This window comes from uncultured Psychroserpens sp. (assembly GCF_947494225.1).
Taxonomy (GTDB): Bacteria; Bacteroidota; Bacteroidia; order Flavobacteriales; family Flavobacteriaceae; genus Psychroserpens.
In genome coordinates this window covers 586370-600623 of sequence record NZ_CANLUG010000001.1, presented here as the reverse complement: position 1 = coordinate 600623, position 14254 = coordinate 586370, and the positions used below count along the sequence as shown (strand labels likewise).

At 31.9% G+C, this 14254-nt stretch carries 14 protein-coding genes; all 14 read right to left on the bottom strand.

What is annotated here, in order from left to right; all coding sequences use genetic code 11:
- Positions 1-987: a UDP-glucuronic acid decarboxylase family protein gene (locus Q0893_RS02675; RefSeq protein ID WP_299272289.1), complete on the bottom strand. Its 987-nt coding sequence runs from the start codon at positions 985-987 to the stop codon at positions 1-3.
- A complete protein-coding gene (locus Q0893_RS02670; RefSeq protein ID WP_298901091.1) occupies positions 987-2297 on the bottom strand; it encodes a UDP-glucose/GDP-mannose dehydrogenase family protein in 1311 nt (436 codons plus the stop codon). The genes Q0893_RS02675 and Q0893_RS02670 overlap by 1 nt, the downstream gene beginning before the upstream one ends.
- Before the next feature lie 73 nt (positions 2298-2370).
- Positions 2371-3585, bottom strand: coding sequence for a WcaI family glycosyltransferase (locus tag Q0893_RS02665; protein WP_299272287.1), 1215 nt, complete (start codon positions 3583-3585; stop codon positions 2371-2373).
- 1 nt (position 3586) lies between these two features.
- Positions 3587-4135, bottom strand: coding sequence for a putative colanic acid biosynthesis acetyltransferase (locus Q0893_RS02660; RefSeq protein WP_299272285.1), 549 nt, complete (start codon positions 4133-4135; stop codon positions 3587-3589).
- Between the two features lie 8 nt (positions 4136-4143).
- Positions 4144-5235 carry a glycosyltransferase family 4 protein gene (locus Q0893_RS02655; protein ID WP_298901094.1) on the bottom strand — a complete coding sequence of 364 codons (1092 nt, stop codon included), beginning with the start codon at positions 5233-5235 and terminating at the stop codon, positions 4144-4146.
- Positions 5232-6470, bottom strand: coding sequence for an O-antigen ligase family protein (locus Q0893_RS02650; protein ID WP_299272283.1), 1239 nt, complete (start codon positions 6468-6470; stop codon positions 5232-5234). The genes Q0893_RS02655 and Q0893_RS02650 overlap by 4 nt, the downstream gene beginning before the upstream one ends.
- Positions 6467-7678: an O-antigen polysaccharide polymerase Wzy gene (gene wzy / locus Q0893_RS02645; protein WP_298901096.1), complete on the bottom strand. Its 1212-nt coding sequence runs from the start codon at positions 7676-7678 to the stop codon at positions 6467-6469. The genes Q0893_RS02650 and wzy overlap by 4 nt, the downstream gene beginning before the upstream one ends.
- Positions 7679-7918: 240 nt before the next feature.
- Positions 7919-9238 (bottom strand): polysaccharide biosynthesis C-terminal domain-containing protein, encoded by a 1320-nt coding sequence (locus Q0893_RS02640; protein ID WP_298901097.1) that lies wholly within the window; start codon positions 9236-9238, stop codon positions 7919-7921.
- 19 nt (positions 9239-9257) lie between these two features.
- On the bottom strand, positions 9258-10082 hold the full coding sequence (locus Q0893_RS02635) for a sulfotransferase domain-containing protein (RefSeq protein WP_298901098.1): 825 nt from the start codon (positions 10080-10082) through the stop codon (positions 9258-9260).
- Between the two features lie 7 nt (positions 10083-10089).
- A complete protein-coding gene (locus tag Q0893_RS02630; RefSeq protein ID WP_298901099.1) occupies positions 10090-11004 on the bottom strand; it encodes a DUF4296 domain-containing protein in 915 nt (304 codons plus the stop codon).
- A 23-nt stretch (positions 11005-11027) separates the two neighbouring features.
- Positions 11028-12281, bottom strand: coding sequence for a sulfate adenylyltransferase subunit CysN (cysN, locus tag Q0893_RS02625; protein ID WP_298901100.1), 1254 nt, complete (start codon positions 12279-12281; stop codon positions 11028-11030).
- Positions 12282-12296: 15 nt separating this feature from the next.
- Positions 12297-13202 (bottom strand): sulfate adenylyltransferase subunit CysD, encoded by a 906-nt coding sequence (cysD, locus tag Q0893_RS02620; protein ID WP_298901101.1) that lies wholly within the window; start codon positions 13200-13202, stop codon positions 12297-12299.
- The gene (gene cysC / locus Q0893_RS02615) at positions 13195-13797 is read right to left on the bottom strand and encodes an adenylyl-sulfate kinase (RefSeq protein WP_298901102.1); all 603 of its coding nucleotides are present in this window, start codon (positions 13795-13797) and stop codon (positions 13195-13197) included. Before cysC ends, cysD begins: the two co-directional genes overlap by 8 nt.
- Before the next feature lies 1 nt (position 13798).
- Positions 13799-14254 (bottom strand): DUF2061 domain-containing protein, encoded by a 456-nt coding sequence (locus Q0893_RS02610; protein WP_298901103.1) that lies wholly within the window; start codon positions 14252-14254, stop codon positions 13799-13801.

The window sequence follows — 14254 nt, the reverse complement described above, 5'->3', positions numbered from 1 at the left end:
TTATGGTTTTATATGTTTAGAAAAATCTCTGTGTTCTCTTTTAAATAAATCTTCTTTAGACAGGCTTTTAAAATACGCGTATGTTTTTTTCATGCCTTCTTCACGACTCACTTTTGGTTCCCAATTTAACAACTTTTTCGCTAAGGAAATATCGGGTTGTCTTTGCATTGGATCATCTACAGGTAAATCTTTATAAACGACCTTTTGTGATGTATTAGTAAGCTTTATTATTTCTTCAGCAAAATCACTTATAGATATTTCGTGAGGGTTTCCAATATTTACTGGATACACATAATCACTAAGTAATAATCTATAAATCCCTTCAACTTGATCATCAATATAACAAAACGATCGGGTTTGTGAACCATCCCCAAAAACAGTTAAGTCTTCTCCTCTAAGCGCTTGACCCATAAAGGCCGGTATTACTCTTCCGTCATTTAATCTCATTCTTGGTCCGTAAGTATTAAAAATACGAACAATTCTTGTTTCCAATCCATGAAATCTATGATATGCCATAGTAATAGACTCCTGAAAACGCTTCGCTTCATCATAAACGCCTCTAGGTCCAATGGTGTTTACATTTCCGTAGTAGGCTTCGTTTTGAGGATGTACCAAAGGATCTCCGTACACCTCAGAGGTTGATGCGATTAAAAGTCTTGCTCTTTTTGCTTTCGCTAAGCCTAATAAGTTATGCGTTCCTAACGAGCCTACTTTTAAGGTTTGGATTGGGATTTTCAAATAATCTATTGGGCTGGCAGGAGATGCAAAATGTAATATATAATCTAAGGGTTTTTCAATAGTGATATGTTTCGTTACATCGTGCTCAATAAATTCAAAATTTGGATTTGATTGTAAGTGCTCTAAATTACGGATATCACCTGTGATGAAATTATCCATACCAATAACATAAAACCCTTCTTTTATGAAGCGATCACATAAGTGTGAGCCTAAAAACCCGGCGGCTCCAGTTATAAGTACCTTTTTCATTAACTCTCTGTATTTCGCCCTATAGATGCGTAATAAAACCCTTCACTCTGTACGTCACTAACATCATATAGATTTCGTCCGTCAAAAATAATAGGGTGTTTCATTTTTGATTTTAATTTATTAAAATCTGGTGTTCTAAATATACTCCATTCTGTACAGATAATCAAAGCATCAATATCTTCTAAAACATCGTACATATTGTCTGCATAATACAGTTTATTTCCGAGTTTTCTTTTTACGTTTGGCATGGCTTCTGGATCAAAAACCCGAAGTGAAACTCCTTGTTTTAATAACTCATCAATCATATATAAAGAGGGAGCTTCTCTAATATCATCTGTTTCGGGTTTAAATGCTAATCCCCATATACCAAATGTTTTACCTTTCAAAGTATTATCAAAATGAGAAGTGATTTTTGGCATCAGAATTTTTTTCTGAATGTCATTTACTTTTATTACAGATTTCAAGATATCAAACTCATAGCCATGATCTTGACCCGATTTAAATAGGGCTTTCACATCTTTAGGAAAACACGACCCGCCATAACCTATTCCAGGAAATAAAAAACGTTTACCTATTCTAGAATCTGTTCCCATTCCAACTCTAACCTTATCTACATCTGCACCCACTTTTTCACAAAAATTAGCAATCTCATTCATAAAAGTGATTTTAGTTGCTAAAAAGGAATTGGCGGCATATTTTGTAAGCTCTGCCGAACGTTCGTCCATAATTATAATTGGGTTACCTGAACGCACAAAAGGTTTATAGAGCTTTTGCATTAATTTTGTTGCTCTTTCAGAACTTGACCCAACCACAATTCTTTCAGGTTTTAAAAAGTCGTCAACGGCGAAGCCTTCTCTTAAAAATTCTGGATTAGAAACGACATCAAAAGGGACATTTGTTTCTTTGTCAATAGTTTCTTTTACGCGATCTGAGGTGCCTACAGGTACAGTGCTTTTATCAACAATAACTTTATAACTTTTTATGTTTTTTCCGATTTCCTTGGCAACACCTAAAACATATGATAAATCTGCTGATCCGTCTTCATCTTCTGGAGTTGGAAGTGCTAAAAAGATAATATCTCCATGTTCTAAACCTTCGGATAGATCGGTAGAAAACTTAAGTCTGTTCGCCTTAATATTTCGTTCAAATAGAACATCTAAATGAGGTTCGTATATTGGAACAACGCCACTTTGCATTTGTTCAACTTTACTCTGGTCAATATCTATACAAAGCACTTCGTTACCTGTTTCTGCCAAACAAGTACCTGTTACTAAGCCTACATAACCAGTACCAATTACTGATATCTTCATTAATTATATTATTTAAAACAAAAATAGAAAAATAAAGGTGGTAGATTATAATAATTTAATCTAAAAACAAGGATTACTTTTCTAGTGCGAGAATAAAACGGTCTAGGATGTTTTCTTTAGAATAATTTTTCACAACATAGGTTGCTGCATTCTTTCCTAATTTGATGCAGAGGTCTTTATCATTTTTCAATGTTTCAATACAATCCACGACTTGGTTTTCAGAATTATCACTGAAATAAAACCCTCCTTGTGAATCCTCGTATACGGTAGCAACCTCTGAATCCTTATTACCTGTAACTATAGAGGGTTTAGAGCTTGCCATCATCCCTAATAGCTTGGAAGGCATAACAGTATCTATGACATCACTTTTTTGAAAAAGGATATGTACATCTGCACTTGATAAAAGTACTGGTAATTCTTCATAAGGAACTAAGTTAAAATGTTTAACAAAGTCGTGTTTTTTAATGGCTTCTACTACTTTTGATTTCTCGGCGCCTTCTCCCACAACTATAACTTCTATATTATCTATTGACTCAAGTTTATCTAGTACTTTAAAGAAAAAACTCCAATCCTGTTTGGCTCCAATATTTCCTGAATACAGGATTTTAAATTTTTCGGAATTTAAATGTGGGTGTTTTTTATCTATTTTAATTCTAAATTTAGAAGTGTCTAACCAATTCGTTAGATAATAGGTTGGCTTGTTTTTAACTTTCGAGTTTAGTTTGCTAAGCATTCCGTTGCTTATAGTACTTATGGTATTGGCTTTTTTAAATAGGCTTCTCTCAATCCAAAGAAGGAGCTTAATAAATACCGATTTATTACTACTTAAAAGACCAGAATCTATCGCAGCATCAAACTCAAAATCTTGAATATGAATCCATAATTTTGATCTATATCTAAGTTTTAAAAACCACCCAAGTAATATTGATGATGTAAACGGAACAATACAGATGACATGATCTGGTTTAGCGATTTTAAACAAATTAATAACATTTCCGAAGGTAAAACTAAGTAGATGTATAATTCGTTTTACGAAAGAAGGATTGGATGGTACATATTGCTTATATCTATAGACTGATACGTCGTTAATGGTTTCTTTATACCACCTTTTTTTGTTCTTATAATCTGATCGTATTTTCCATTGCGGATAATAAGGAAAACCCGTTACGACTGATACGTTATAACCTTTAGAAACTAAATATTCGGCTTTTTGGGTTGTATATAATCCAATGGCACTATCTTCTGGATAATAGTTAACACCAATAATTGTAATGTTTTTTTTACTCAAGCTACCTTTTCTTTAAAAATTTTGCAGGAGACCCAACATATACAGAAAACCCATCTAAATCATCAATAACCGAGCTTCTTGCACCAACTACAGTACCATCTCCAATAGAAATTCCGGGGGCAACAAAAACATCTGTGGCTAGCCAGCATTGGTTTCCGATGGTGATTTTTTTAGCATAGATTGGAAAATCTATTTTGTCATAATTATGAGAACCTGTACAAATATACCCTTTTTGAGACACGACTGTATTACTACCAATTTCTATTTCGCCTAGAGAATACAAGACAACATCATCACCAATCCAACTATTATCGCCAATAGAAACTTTCCATGGATAAGTCATTTTTACACTTGGTCTAAGCAATACATTTTTACCAATTTTAGCTCCAAAAATCTTCGCTAAAAAACGTCGCCATCCATACAAAAATTGTGGTGACAAGGCAAACAAAGTTCCTTGTACAACCCACCATAATTGCACTACAATTGCCGACTTGCCTCTAAAACCTTTTGGGGTTTTGTACAAGTTTAAATCTTGTATAGAATGACTCATTTTTTTATTTAGGCTCTAAAGATACTAACTGCATTGTCAATAAAGCTTTTTACTTTATACTTTTCTTTAGCTTCATTAAAATTATGTTCTTGTATCTTATTAGAACTTTCATGGTTATCTGATAAGGTTTTCACCATATTTACGATACTATTAGGGTCATTTTTATTGACATAAAACCCATTTATAGATGCTTTGAAGATGTCTGGAATTCCAGCATGGTTTGTTGTTAAAACAACATTAGCAGTGGCCATCGCTTCCAAAATAGAGATAGGTTGGCCTTCCATGGTATACCATGTAGGTAAGATAAAAGTATTCGCCCAAATCAATAGGTCTTTTTTCTCTTGACCTCTCACGACACCACAATATGTAGTGTGTTTTAAATCATCAAAATACGCTGTCACTTTATCCTTGTTAGATGCATCTATATGCCCTGCTATTTTAGCCTCATAATCAACACCTTCATTTTCTAAAATTTTTAATGCTTCCAATAATGCGAAAATTCCTTTTTCTTCCATTAAATTACTCAAAAAAACAATTTTAGGTTTTTTGAAGGACTGTACCTTTTCTTTGACTTCATTTGATGTTGGGAACAAGTAATTTTCAACAAAATTATAGAGCACAAATATATTATCCTTGGGTATAAAAGGAGACATATTTCCTGTGAGGCTTTCAGATAGCACAATACCTTTAGAGGTTTTGCTCAAAAGTATTTTGAAAATCTGTTTTTTTAAACCCTTTAATAAGCCGTATTCTTTTCCAACATAATTCCCATGAATATGAGTAATCAACTCTTTACCGGCTAATTTAGAGAGGGCTATAAACAAGGTGTATTTTACTACCCCAAAAAAGGTTTGTCCGGGTGTTATATAAATTATATTGGCCTTAAATATTTTATAAGCAAAGAAGTTTAGTTTTAGATAGAACAAAAACTTAGATAGCGAAAAAGCACCTAAATTTTCATCAAATTTATTGTAAGAGGTGTTGATGGTATCAACACTAAAACCATCATGCTCAATAAGATTGTCAGCAACAACTTTATTTGCAAGAGAAACTCCCGTTGTAGGCTCTGGTATTGGACCTATAATTAATATTTTTTTCATTTGACCTCTTTAGGGTTTTCCTTCAGACTTGTAAATGCAAATAAATTAATAAAAAATGAAAAAAGCAGTACCCCGTTTTGTCTTTCTAATATATTTTCGGTTAATAAAGTCACTAAGAACAAAATTAAAACAGAAAAATATATAAAATTTGTTCTTTGGATTGCTCGTTTAAAATTAAAGAAAAGCGTATATATTAATGCTATTAATCCAAATACTCCTGAAGCTAGCCAAACACTTAAAAATTGATTATGCGAATTAAAATACAAGCCATTAAAAATAGCAGCTTTTTCTTCGTAACAACTTGTAAGTACAGCTTTGGTGTCTCCTACTCCATATCCAAATAAAGGACTTTCAAATATCTTACCAATAGAACATTCATAAATATTTAGTCTATAAGATGTAGAGCCTAAGAAAGACGTTTCTGGGCTAAAAAAAGCATTTACAAATTCTAAATATCTATTTCTAATTGGCTCAATGAGGTAAGAAAAAGCAAACAAGATTAAAACCAGTAAGAAAAATATAATAATGCTTCTTTTTCTTTTAGTTCTTAGAAAATAATAGGTGAATAATAAACTTAAAACAACTATAACGCCTTTTCTGGCCAAAACCACTAATATAATTACTAGGAAAAGTATTGAAATATAGAGAAGTACTTTTTTAAATTTAGAAGCAATTAGACGCGGTAATTGAGTAGAAATTATAAGTGCAATAGAGATATACAGTGACGCATAAATAGGATGCATTGAGTATTTTCCATATTTAGAATTTATTCTCTCACTATAGTCTCTAAATATAAATTCATTGATGTGATCATTAAATATATTTTGAATGAAAACACCAATAAAAAAAAGCACAGTAGCTATGTAAAAAACGAAGTAGAATTTTTCTAAAGTCTTTTTATGGTCTATATCATATCTACTATTCACAAGATAAAACCCTATAGAGAATATTGGAAATGCTGCCATAACCATGAGGCGTTTAAACCCTAAGTCTAGATCTTTGGTGTAACTAAGTGATAGGGCTAAAACAAAAAATAAAGACGCATTAATAAATAATGGTTTTAATGCATCGGTTCTGCTGTGAGGTTTTTGAAATATTAAAACAATTGATAATGCTAAAAATAAAAACAGGTTAATATTTCTAATGTTTTCTGGTAATAAGATTGAAATTCCAAAAAAGCACAGTATAAATAAATACAGGTTTGTTATTTTACTCTTAGAAAACGGCTTAATCATTTATTGCTTTTTTTAAATGAAATTCTAAGGGCATAATCAATTGCTTTAGGGATCACCATTATGCCTATTAATGTTCCTATGAAATAAGAAAATCCGTTAGTAAAATCACCTCTTAAAAGAAATATAAGGTGCACCGCAAAATAGAACGCCATTATCCTTTTAAAAGGATCGTCGCTCTTTAACCAATACATGAATTTAACGATAAAAAAGGCTAAGAAAAAACTAAGTAATATAACTCCGAAAAAACCGAAATTTATATAACCTTCGGCTACAACAGGATTTGATAGATTACTATATTCGAAACCATAATCTTCAATAACATAATCACCTATGAGTTCTCCAGTAGAATATGGTTTAGATGCCCATAAACTTCTTGGAACAAAGAAGAGCAGGCCACTTAATAATTGATAACCAAATGAAAATCCATGCTTAACGGTATAATCTACAGTTGCCATGACATTTGCAAAGGCGTCATAATGTAAGGAGTTAAATGTTTTGGTAATGCTTTCTCGATTATATCTCTCAACGATTAGACCAGGATTTGCAAAAATTTCGTCTACCGAAGCATCTAGGTGAGTTAAGCCAGAAATTAATGGAAATAAAATAACTAAAGAGAAAAACAGGAAAACAAACGACTTAATATTGGTATTCAAAAGTTTAGGCATGAATAAAAATATAAGTGTAATGTATATTGGACCTATTGCATTTCTCTTTTCAGTAAGGGGGTTTTTGAAGAATATTAATAGAAATAAAAAACTTAGAAATATTACAAAAATTATTATTGTATTTGAAGTGATTTTATCTCTCTTTTTAAGATAAGTATACGCTAATACAATCGCTCCAAAAGGAATCATATAAAGCACTTTTTTTAATATGAGTTGCCCAGATACAGACATTTCATAAATCTTAGCACTTTTCCACTGGGACTCTGTTAAAAGTGTAAATAAATAATCATAGCTCATGATCAAGGTAATCACTCCAATAACTAGCATAATTAATAAATTGAGAGGAACATACCTGCTCATTTTATAAATAGACGTTTTAACCTTTGCTTTCCGCTGTCTTTTTTTAATATATACATAGCTTAAAAAAAACACGACATGCGATACTAATATGACTAAATTGGTATAGAACACTCCACTTTCAGTATAAGGGAAATAGTTTGGAAACGTATTTTCTGTAGCCGTAAATGCTTTTATCTGTACCATTGGGGCCAGTAAAAAAAACAAGAAATTAAACGTGATATAAGCCGATAAAAAAGGGGAATAATCTTTTTCTATTTTTAGATGATAGAGAAAAATTGCGGTTAAGAATACCCAATTTATAAAGAATGAAGCCCAAACAAATAAGTTAACAAAAAAAGAAACGAACAACAGTGCGCTAACAAATAAATATAAGATTATGACAATGTTGCTTAATTTCATTTTTAAAGCTTCTCTTTTTTCAGATTAAATGTTGAAAGATTTAAATATAGACAAATTAATTTTATCTTTTTTCCAGATATAAATCAATCCAATAATATTCCAAAAAGTAAAAGAAAACGCTGTACTTATCGCTGCTCCAATCATTTCATATTTTGGTATTAAAATGAGATTCATTACCACATTTATAACAAGAGCTACTAATAATACACGTTGAAAAAAAACTTGTCTTCCCGTCATGTTCAAATACAACCCAACGGGTCCACATAAGGTGTTAATTATTTGACCAAAAAGAATAACGTATAGCGCTTGTTTTGCCATAACGTAGTTTTCACCGAAAAAAGATAAGATTAAATTAGAACACATTATAATTCCAATTATCAAAGGTATTGATAGCGCTACATTTAATGTTGTGGCCTTGGTGATTACTTTCCTTAAATCTGGTTTATTATCTTCATAAAACAGTTTTGATATTTGAGGCGCTATTGTAGCGTTAATAGATGTAAGTATAATACCCACCACAGCCGATATCTTAATTGCTATACCATAATACGCTACAATTGTAAATGAAAAGTACATTTCCAAAACATAAACATCAAAACTTTGCATTATAAGTAATGAGATAAGGCTAAAAGACATTGGGAACGATACTTTTATAATCTCTTTATAGCTTATATTAAGGGCGTTTTTAATAACAGTTACTTCTTTTATTTTAAGTAAAATTAACACTGATGAAAACACTGCTAAAATTAAAAAAGACACTATAAAAGCATCAAATAGCAAGCCTATATTATCCACATAAATAATAATTAATACTAGCAGTAAGAGTAAACCAAAACGACCTACATTTCTTAACGTTTCTGATGTATACAGTAAGTCTAGAGCTCTTAATACCTCTAAATTAAGTAACGTAATTGCGAACGGCAGTAGTACAATAAATACCTTATTGAGTACATAAACGACCTCTGGGTCTTGGAAATAAGTAATTGAAAATAATCTGGACGTAATTAAAAACCCACATAGTAAAACAAGATACATGATTACTAAGAGCGTTATCTTTTTCTTATATAACGATACGATTTTCCCAAATTCACCTAAAGCATCTAGTTTTCCAGAAAACTGAAGAAATGAACTATTCATACCAAGTAATGTAAGTGCACTTAATACAATAATGGTAGAATTAAAGTAATTGTATTGTCCTACTAGTTCTTCACTAGCATTATTGGTTATGAGTAGTAAAACTAATATTTGTAAAGCCGCTCCAGAAGCTCTTAAAACTAAAACATAAAGACTCTTTTTAACTACAGAGTCTTTAAGTGTATTAAAAAGCTTTTTTAGTGGTCCCATATTTAAGTTTAGCTAATATTTACCAATTTAAGTCTTCTTCATAACCTAAATCTACGAGCATTTCTCCTGCATATTTTTTAAAGACCTTTTTTGCGTCTTCTGTAAAGTAGTTTTTCCAATCTCCTGAAATTCCTTTTCTTAAAAAGCTCGTGGTATTTTCCTCTCCAGGTTTACGTTTGGTTTGATTTTCAAATGAATATCTATTAACTGTTGCTCGAATATGCTCTTTATCATGGTTTGCTTTATTTGAGAAAAAGCACATAAGTTTTTCGGTTTCCGAAAAGGTGTCTTTCAGCATGTCTTCATATCTAATTAGGTATATATTATCTAATTTTTTTGAAGCATCTAGCCATTTTTGATTATAGTCTTTCCAATTTCCAGGATAATTAAAAAAGAGGAACTTAGACGGTTTATCTGTAAACAAAAACTCAATATAGGTAGCAAGGTTTGTTTTTATATCAGAATAATCTTCAAACTTCAACTTACTTCTATAGTAGTTTACTAGTTTAGGGTCTTTTTTGTTTTTATCATTCCATACCAAATGGTGAAAATAAGATGAGACCATAATATCTCGACCATCTCTTAGTAGCCAAACAATATGTTTGTTTTTATCAATTAAGTATTTAGGTTGGTAATGGCTGTGATATACTGCTTTTTTAAGTATAGGATATTGGTTTCTAGGAAAGGGTAGCTTTAAGCATCCTGACAGCAATTGAGCTAACCATGTGCCTCCAGATTTTGGATATTCGACAACTAAAACAGAAGTATTTATTAAGGTAACAGAATTAATATATAATAACCTAGTAGCATGTTCAAACTTGTTTAGTATCTGTTTTATTTTCATAGTTAAATTAATCTTTTTCTACCATAGGAAGTGTAACGTATACATTTGATAGCACGTCAGACTTTCCTTCCCAGCCTTCTATAGGTTTATCAATATCTGTTGGTCCAAAAATAATTTTTACTTTATCGGTTTTGGTTTTGGTTTTTATTTTACATTCAAACCAGTCTTTATCAACCTGTTCTATTGTGGCACCTCCATTTTCAAAGTAGCCTGTAGATTTAATCCCTTTTAGTTGACCTTGGGTTAAATCAAATATCGCATCAACCCTATTAGGATATACATCAGAAATTCTTAGTCCGAAGGCACTTACATTTTGGGTCTTTTTAACAAAAACAGATATTTCTATGTCTTTTTGGGCATCAATTTCAACATCATTTATAACAACGTACGCTGCTCTAACGATAGAGTTTCTAGTAACCTTAATAACATCTTTACCTTTAAATTTAAGATCGGTTTTCTCAACGCTAGTACCAATGATATTAACACTATAGCCATCACTTAGGTCACTTAAATTTTTATTATTTAAAAGGGTTCTAGATCTATTTGCAATTTGGTCGTCTTTTGTGGTATTTTCCTTTTTTTCGGTTGCTCCACCAATGCTCTCTTGCTTTGCTAGAATCTTGTTCTCAACTCGTGTATAAATAGAATTGTATAATTCTGGATCATCAGCGTAGTAGTTGAGGCTAGCCACAAATTGTAGGCTATCTATATTGTGTTTAGAATAAATAAATGTTTCAGGTAAAATACCCTTGTCTTCAATAAGTTTTTTGTTCACCCCTTTGGCAGCGGCTAAAATTGAAACATCATAAATGATATCAACCATTTTCCCTTCAGAAATAAGATTATCTGGTTTAGGGACTTTATTAGAGCAGGAAAATAAAAGCAATCCTATAATGAGAAACCCTGTTATTGAAACTTTCATTTATATACGTTTTCTTTGGTAAATTAAACAATCATTCCGGCGGCAACAGTTTCATTAGTTGTGTCGTCTATAAGTATAATGCTACCTGTAGTTCTGTTTTCTCTATAAGAGTCAATCATTAATGGTTTTGTTGTTCTTATTTTCACCTTAGAAATATCATTCATTTTAAGGTCTTTATCGTCAACATTACGATCTAAAGTTTCGATGTTTATTTTATAGACAATGTCTTTAATCATTGCCTTTTGTTCGTTACTTGTATGACGAATACTGTATTTTGCTCTTGGTTTTGCTGGGTTATTGTGCAACCAACAAAGCATTACTTCTATATCTTGAACAGGTTCTGGTTTGTTATTAGATCTTACAATCATATCACCTCTAGAAATATCTATATCATCTTCTAGAGTAATTGAAACAGACATAGGTGCATAAGCCTCCTCTAAGCTGTCTTTTAATGTGTCGATTGTTTTTATTTTTGAAGTAAAGCCAGAAGGCATTATAGTGACCTCATCACCTACTCTAAAAATCCCACTAGCAACTCTACCAGCATAACCTCTGTAGTCTCTATGGCTTTCACTCTGTGGTCTCAAAACTGTTTGAACAGGAAATCGTGCATCTACCTTATTAATATCACTACTAATATGCATTGTTTCTAAGGTATGTAATAAAGGAGCTCCTTGATACCATTTCATCGTTTCAGATCTATTAACCACGTTATCTCCGTTTAAGGCGCTTATTGGAATAAAACGAATATCGTGAACCAATAATTTAGATGAAAATTCTTCAAATTGATTAATCACCTTGTTATAAGCCTCTTCAGAATAATCTACTAAATCCATTTTATTGATACATACAATAATATGAGGTATTTGAAGTAAAGAAGCAATGAAGGAATGGCGTTTAGTTTGTTCAATTACACCGTGTCTTGCATCTACCAATATAATTGCGGCGTTAGCAGTTGACGCTCCTGTGACCATATTTCTTGTATATTGAATATGTCCTGGTGTATCGGCAATTATAAATTTGCGTTTAGGAGTTGTAAAATATCTATAGGCTACATCTATTGTAATTCCTTGCTCTCGTTCGTCTTTTAATCCGTCTGTAAATAAGGCTAAATCAACACCATCATGGCCTTTCTTTTTACTTGTATTCTCAATAGCTTGTAATTGATCTTCAAAAATAGATTTTGAATCGTACAGCAAACGACCGATTAATGTACTTTTTCCGTCGTCTACACTTCCTGCAGTTGTAAAACGTAATAATTGATTATTATCTAACATTAGCTTAATTTCTTTTTAAAAGTATCCTTGACGTTTTCTATCTTCCATTGCCGATTCAGAACGCTTATCATCACTTCTATTTCCTCTTTCGGTTTGACGCATTCCAGAAACTTCATCTGCTATTTTTTCTAGGGTATCGGCATCAGATTCTATCCCACCTGTGATGGTAATATCGCCTAAGGTTCTAAATCTTATCTTTTTAGTTACAATCTCTTCGTTGTCTTCAAGAACTAAAAACTCTGAGTTTGGTATCCAGCTATCTTGTCTCCAAACCACTTCTCTTTCGTGTGCAAAATACAATGACGGAATAGCAATGTTTTCTCTTTTAATATAGTTCCAAACATCCATTTCTGTCCAGTTACTAATTGGAAACGCTCTAAAATGTTCACCTTCAAAATGTTTTCCATTAAAAATATTCCACAATTCTGGTCGTTGGTTTTTTGGATCCCATTGTCCAAAATCATCTCTATGCGAGAAAAAGCGCTCTTTTGCTCTTGCTTTTTCTTCATCACGTCGTCCACCTCCAATAGCACAATCGATTTTATTGTATTCTATAGCATCAAGTAAGGTTGTGATTTGAAGCGCATTTCTAGTAGCGTTTTTTCCTTTTTCTTCGGCAACTCTACCTTCATCAATAGATTCCTGTACAGAACCAACAATAAGTTCTACACCTAAATCTTTAATAATATCATCTCTAAACTGAATCGTTTCAGGAAAATTATGACCTGTATCGACGTGCATTAATGGAAAAGGAATTTTAGCAGGATAAAATGCTTTTTTAGCCAAATGTGTTACTAAAATAGAATCTTTCCCTCCTGAAAATAAAATTACTGGATTGTCAAACTGAGCCCATACTTCTCGTAAAATATAAATGGCCTCACTTTCTAATTCGTCTAAATAATTTAAATAATACTTACTCATTGTTGAGTTGTAATTTTGTTGTTATTAAATCTACTATTCTTTTTACAGAATCTTCTATAGATTCATCCTCAGTTTTTATCTCAATATCTGGAGTTTCTGGAGCTTCATAAGGCGCCGAAATCCCAGTCATATTCTTTATTTCTCCTGCCCTTGCTTTTTTATAAAGCCCCTTAACATCTCGTCGCTCACATTCTTCAATACTTGTGTTTATATAAACTTCGACAAAGTTAACATCTTTAACGATAGTTCTGATGTTCTCTCTGTCTTTTTTATATGGAGAAACGAATGCTGCTAAAACAACTAGTCCTGCATCAATCATTAAGTTGGCTATTTCGGCTATACGTCTAATATTTTCTTTTCTGTCTTCTGGAGAAAATGATAGGTCTTTATTAATACCTTTTCTAATATTATCTCCATCAAGAGCATATGTTTTTACACCATTTTCAAAAAGTTTTTTTTCAACTAAGTTAGCAATGGTGGACTTTCCAGAACCAGAAAGGCCTGTAAACCAAATTAAAAAAGAGCCGTGTTTATTAGCTGCTATTCTGTCGTTTTTAGAAACCTGATAGCTATGGGGAATAATGTGTTTTGACATGTTATCTTTTTTTACCGAAAAAAAAATGTCTAATTCTGCCTAAAGGGAGTTTTAGCCAAAGTCTCTCGTGTAAGTAATACAATGCGAATTTCGTAAATAATTCTGTAAGTGCAATATATAATGCTATTTCATCAAAAGCATCTAAGACAGACCCTGAAATTACAAAGGTCATTGAAGTGGCAATAATGCGCCACGAAATTGTTTTTTGTAGTGTTTGTTTTTGTTTTACAGTTTTATGCACCAACACTCTTTGCCATATTCTCTCATGAACATAATACACTAAAAATTTAATAAGAAATTCTATAGAACCTATCTTGATAGCGTTCTCAATACTACAATGTCCTGTAATACAAGTAATGAGCAGAACAACTAAAATAGTATCTGTAGTTGCTACAATTCTCCATGAAATCCCTTTTAAGAGACTTCTAATATGCGACTCTTTCTTGTAAGTAGTCAT